The 367-nt window shown below is 34.9% G+C and carries 1 protein-coding gene; it reads left to right on the top strand.

The window, feature by feature from the left end:
* Positions 1–327: type IX secretion system membrane protein PorP/SprF (locus tag E1176_RS00110; protein ID WP_155208572.1), on the top strand; the 327-nt coding region annotated here is incomplete at its 5' end.
* Positions 328–367 lie beyond the last annotated feature (40 nt).

The following is a 367-nucleotide window of genomic DNA, read 5'->3' as shown; positions in this document are numbered from 1 at the left end:
GATGTATCACCCAACTATCTGATTCAGTACCAAAACGGGAATTTTCAGACGAATACAGGTGCATTTCTTGGTTATATGATTTCTGATGTGTATCAATCTCGAGACAGGCCATCGAAGATTATTTTGGGCGCATGGTACCGTCTACAAGACTCTTTTATTTTTAATGTGGGGCTGGTGAGCAAAAATTTTGATTTTGCTTTTAGCTATGATATAAACACTTCTTCACTTGGCAGGTTTACAGGTTCTACGGGGTCTTATGAGATTTCGTTGAAATTCAGATTAATCAAACAAGACAGTTTTAGAAGATTTTCATCACCACTTATTTAATGTCGCTATTAAGGTTACTTATATTAAGTTTTTTTATTTC

The organism is Fulvivirga aurantia (assembly GCF_009711475.1).
GTDB lineage: Bacteria > Bacteroidota > Bacteroidia > Cytophagales > Cyclobacteriaceae > Fulvivirga > Fulvivirga aurantia.
This window is presented reverse-complemented; position numbering and strand designations above follow the sequence as displayed.